Annotated in this window: 3 protein-coding genes, 5 tRNA genes and 1 riboswitch; of the genes, 1 reads left to right on the top strand and 7 read right to left on the bottom strand. The window is 42.4% G+C overall.

Features of this window, described 5'->3' with window-relative positions; translation table 11 throughout:
* Positions 1 to 174: 174 nt before the first annotated feature.
* Together LFUMFP_RS03385 and metK are read right to left on the bottom strand one after the other, a co-directional pair.
* Positions 175 to 1638 carry an MDR family MFS transporter gene (locus tag LFUMFP_RS03385; RefSeq protein WP_106483068.1) on the bottom strand — a complete coding sequence of 488 codons (1464 nt, stop codon included), beginning with the start codon at positions 1636 to 1638 and terminating at the stop codon, positions 175 to 177.
* 103 nt (positions 1639 to 1741) lie between these two features.
* The gene (metK, locus tag LFUMFP_RS03380; RefSeq protein ID WP_025083842.1) at positions 1742 to 2941 is read right to left on the bottom strand and encodes a methionine adenosyltransferase; all 1200 of its coding nucleotides are present in this window, start codon (positions 2939 to 2941) and stop codon (positions 1742 to 1744) included.
* A riboswitch (SMK box riboswitch) is annotated at positions 2939 to 3022 on the bottom strand. Its footprint overlaps the gene before it by 3 nt.
* A 103-nt stretch (positions 3023 to 3125) precedes the next feature.
* On the opposite strand from metK, the gene LFUMFP_RS03375 reads away from it, so the two are divergent.
* A complete protein-coding gene (locus LFUMFP_RS03375; protein WP_025083843.1) occupies positions 3126 to 3842 on the top strand; it encodes a hypothetical protein in 717 nt (238 codons plus the stop codon).
* 117 nt (positions 3843 to 3959) lie between these two features.
* Here LFUMFP_RS03375 and LFUMFP_RS03370 read toward each other — a convergent pair.
* The 5 genes from LFUMFP_RS03370 to LFUMFP_RS03350 form a co-directional block, all read right to left on the bottom strand.
* Positions 3960 to 4033: transfer RNA gene (locus LFUMFP_RS03370), tRNA-Asp, on the bottom strand.
* A gap of 11 nt (positions 4034 to 4044) precedes the next feature.
* Positions 4045 to 4117, bottom strand: a tRNA-Val gene (locus LFUMFP_RS03365).
* A 3-nt stretch (positions 4118 to 4120) separates the two neighbouring features.
* A tRNA-Glu gene (locus LFUMFP_RS03360) sits at positions 4121 to 4192 on the bottom strand.
* A 17-nt stretch (positions 4193 to 4209) separates the two neighbouring features.
* Positions 4210 to 4299, bottom strand: a tRNA-Ser gene (locus tag LFUMFP_RS03355).
* Between the two features lie 12 nt (positions 4300 to 4311).
* Positions 4312 to 4384 (bottom strand) — tRNA-Asn (locus LFUMFP_RS03350).
* Positions 4385 to 4408: the final 24 nt, after the last annotated feature.

The raw sequence follows: 4408 nt of genomic DNA, 5'->3' as shown, positions 1-4408 counted from the left end.
GCCTATTAGCCTAAAAAAAGAAGCATCTGTCTAATCGGCAGATACTTCCAAAACGTTCACTTGAATCGTTCACCAACACCAGTTGACAAAGACCCAATTAAATAAGCAACAAAAAAGTCGTCCAATCTAATTAATTTTAGATTGGACGACTTTTTTTAACGGTGCTAGTATGCCTTAAGCTTTCTTTTTGTGATCTAACCAATTAATCCCGAGGGCAATGATAATCAGAATAATCGAAGCGAAATAGATATGATGTAAGCCATTATATAGAATGTGTCGTAACACTGGCAATAACGCTTTCGGTAATTCGACTGCTGTCTCTGGATTGATTAATTTATTTAACATATTCGAGCCTAACCGGGGGTCATTTGCAATCCCTTTCGCCAACTGAATGTTGACGATAATCCCATAAATCGAGACCATCAATGTCTGGCCTAAAGTCCGACTTAAGGTATTAAAGGAGGTCGCCACGCCGACTTTGTCGTCACCAGCAACACTTTGCGCAGTAACCGTTGTAGTCGTGATAATCGACCCAAAACCAACCCCTAATCCAGCTGCAACGACCAAGAAGAACCAAAACGGTGTCGACTGTGGAACTAAGGCTAAGATGAAGCTCCCAACAAGTAGAATCAATAAGCTCCCCGTCAAAATCGTACGTGGCGCGTGTTTAACGAGCAATTGTCCCGCCCATAATGACGCAAAAATCCACATGATTGAACTAGGGGTGACAACAAAGCCCCCCATCGACGCCTTTAAGCCCAAGATACCTTGCATCCACATTGGCATGTAAACTTCAAAGCCAATCAGAAAACCACTGACTAAAGCCGCAACCGCATTTTGAACGACGAAAGTTCGGTTCTTGAATAAATCGAGTGCGATGATTGGATCTTCAGCCCGTTTTTCAGTCCGCATAAACAACCCAAACGCAACCACTGCTCCGATTAAGACAAGCGCCATTAATCCGTAAGAAGCGTTAGTCTCACCCAATAATTGGAAGCCATATAAGAGCCCCAACAAAGCTAACATCAACCATAAGCTCCCCCAATAATCAACGGGTGCCTTGCTTGAACGTTTTTCTTCATGTAGACAGTAACAGATTAACCCAATCGTAATAATGCCAATTGGCACGTTGATGAAGAAAATCCAATGCCACGTTAATTTATCAACGATAAAGCCGCCCAATAAAGGCGCAATGATAGATGCAATCCCCCAAGCCGAACCATTGAAGCCCAATACTTTAGCCCGCTTTTCAATCGGATAGATATCCGCAATAATCGTGAACGAAACCGGCATAATTGCCCCAGCCCCGATTCCTTGAATTGCCCGGGAAATAATTAACGTCTCCATGTGATTTGATAACCCACAAAGTGTTGAACCAATTACAAATAACACTAACCCAAAAATAAAAATTGGTTTGCGACCAATCCGATCCGCCATCTTGCCATAAATCGGCGTCATCATCGCATTTGTTAATAAGTAAATTGAAAAGACCCAGTTCATTAGTCGCATGCCGTGCAAATTACTGATAATCGTCGGCATCGCGGTGGACACAATCGTCCCTTCGATTGCGGTCATGAAAGTCGCGACAAATATGGCAATCGTGACTAGTAACACATTTCTTTGATTTTGCTTCTCCATTATTTAAAAACCCTTTCTTGAATAATGAGCATAAAAAGAGACCTTGGCTTAACTCAAATAAGTTAAGGAAAGGCCGCCTCTTTTACTCGTCTAAATCATCCCACTAGGCGTTTAGTTTGGCAATACTAGCTTTAAGCGCAGCCACTTTGTCTAAACGTTCCCATGATAATTCAACATCTGTACGCCCAAAGTGCCCATAAGCAGCTGTCTGCTCGTAAATGGGTCTTTGTAAATCTAACATTTTAATAATCCCAGCTGGCCGCAAATCAAAATTCTCACGGATTGCTGTTTGAATCGCTTCTTCACTGACATTTCCAGTTTCAAACGTGTTAACGGAAACTGAAACGGGTTGTGCCACACCAATTGCATAAGCCAATTGAACTTCACATTTATGAGCCAAACCAGCCGCGACAATATTCTTAGCGATATACCGCGCTGCATAACTGGCTGAACGGTCGACCTTAGTGGCATCTTTACCAGAAAAGGCCCCGCCACCATGACGCGCATAACCACCGTAGGTATCAACAATAATCTTACGACCCGTTAAACCTGAATCCCCTTGAGGACCGCCAATCACAAAACGACCGGTTGGATTAATGAAGTATTTCGTTTGATCGTCCAAATATTGAGCTGGAATAACGGCCTTGATGACCTGTTCCAACATATCCTTTTGGATGGTTTCTAAATCAACATCCGCATCATGTTGAGTACTAATCACGACGGTATCAACGCGAATTGGTTGTTCGTTTTCATCGTATTCAACAGTGACTTGGGCTTTAGCATCGGGCCGTAAATAAGGAATGGTGCCTTCTTTACGTAATGCCGCTACCTTTTGCATTAAACGGTGTGATAAAGCGATTGGTAATGGCATGAGTTCTGGTGTTTGATCAACGGCAAATCCGAACATCAAACCTTGATCGCCAGCCCCAATTTTATCGAGTGGATCTTCGTCCTTTTGACGGGATTCAACCGAATCATCGACACCTTGGGCAATATCGGGTGATTGTTCATCTAACGCCACAATCACCGCACAATTATCACCATCAAAGCCGTAATGACCATCACGATAACCAATCTTCTTAATCGTTTCACGAACGACTTTTTGGATATCAACATAAGCCGTCGTTGATATTTCGCCAACCACCAATACTAAACCAGTTGTGACGGTTGTCTCACAAGCAACTCGGGCTTGTGGATCTTGTGCCAACATCGCATCTAAAATCGCGTCACTAATTTGATCAGCAATCTTATCTGGATGGCCTTCAGAAACGGATTCCGAAGTAAATAAATGTTTCTCTTGCATGTCTTTCTTCCCCCTGAATATGTGTGGTTACAAGGCCTCTTCACTATGTGTGAATCCTATCGGGAACATCTTATAACTCTACTACTTTAGCACAAAATAGCGCGCATTTCAAAAGCCATTGACCTTCTTCATTAAAAAAGTTAAGATATAACAGATATTCTAATTCCAAGAAAAGGGTGTTGCTATGTTTTATCTTAATCAGAAACATTTGCCAACGACTGGTACAGCGTGGCAACTTGTTTTATTCAATGTCATCAATTTCAGTTTAATTGTCCTCTTTGCAAGTTGGCCTTTTCCAAAACACTATAGTCTTGATTTAGGGCTGACCAGTTTATTAGGACTTATCTTAATTTTATTGCTGGTCATTTCGCCGCAGAGCAAGCCTAAACGCAGTGTGGCCATTGGTTTATTAATCCTAACACTATTGCTCAGTGGACTCATAGGCCACCAATCCGAACAATGGATTGGCTTATTACTCGGCGTGACTAGTCTACTCGTCCTATTTCCCTTTATCTTTCCCGAGCAATTTCAATCACGCTTATTAAAACTCGTAAGCCAATTACTATTAGCACCGTTTTTCTTCTTAACCGCTCAACTATTCAGTGTGATCCATTTTCTACCAGAATCATTGCTCATCAAAGTCGCGTTATTCTTATTGATTATCTTTTTAATGGAATTAACGAGTACGACTGGTCGTCTAGCACAGATTAGTTATATTCTCTGGTTACTACTCATTATTTTGACCGTCATCACCCACTTAATCGGTAGTTGGCAGCTAATCCTATTTGCTGGTGCGCAGTTACTGTTACTAGCAACTCATCTTCATTGGTTAAAAAATAATGTGCTGTTTCAAGAAGCTTATATCATCATTTTAATTGTCAGCATCTTTCTAACGATTTAAATAAACTTGATTCCCGTCAAAAATTTTTGTTGGCGGGCTTTTTTTGGGACTGACCTTTTAGCATGACACAAAAAAGGACATTACTGATGAAGTAATGTCCTTTAACCGTTATTATAACGGTCACAACGGGACTCGAACCCGTGATCTCCTGCGTGACAGGCAGGCGTCCTAACCAGCTAGACCATGCGACCGGATAAAAAAATGGAGGTTACAGGGCTCGAACCTGTGACCCTCTGCTTGTAAGGCAGATGCTCTCCCAGCTGAGCTAAACCTCCAAATGACCCGTACGGGATTTGAACCCATGATACCGCCGTGAAAGGGCGGTGTCTTAACCACTTGACCAACGGGCCATATTATCATTCTCTAACGGAGAGTGAGGGATTCGAACCCTCGAAACAGGTAAAACCCATTTACATGGTTTCCAACCATGCTCCTTCGGCCGCTCGGACAACTCTCCAAATGATTATAACTCCGGTTGTCAGGCTCGAACTGACGACATCATGATTAACAGTCATGCGCTCTACCAACTGAGCTAAACCGGAATAACAGCGTGGCAACGTCCTATC

The organism is Latilactobacillus fuchuensis (genome assembly GCF_900258455.1).
In the GTDB taxonomy this organism is placed as follows: domain Bacteria; phylum Bacillota; class Bacilli; order Lactobacillales; family Lactobacillaceae; genus Latilactobacillus; species Latilactobacillus fuchuensis.
This window is presented reverse-complemented; position numbering and strand designations above follow the sequence as displayed.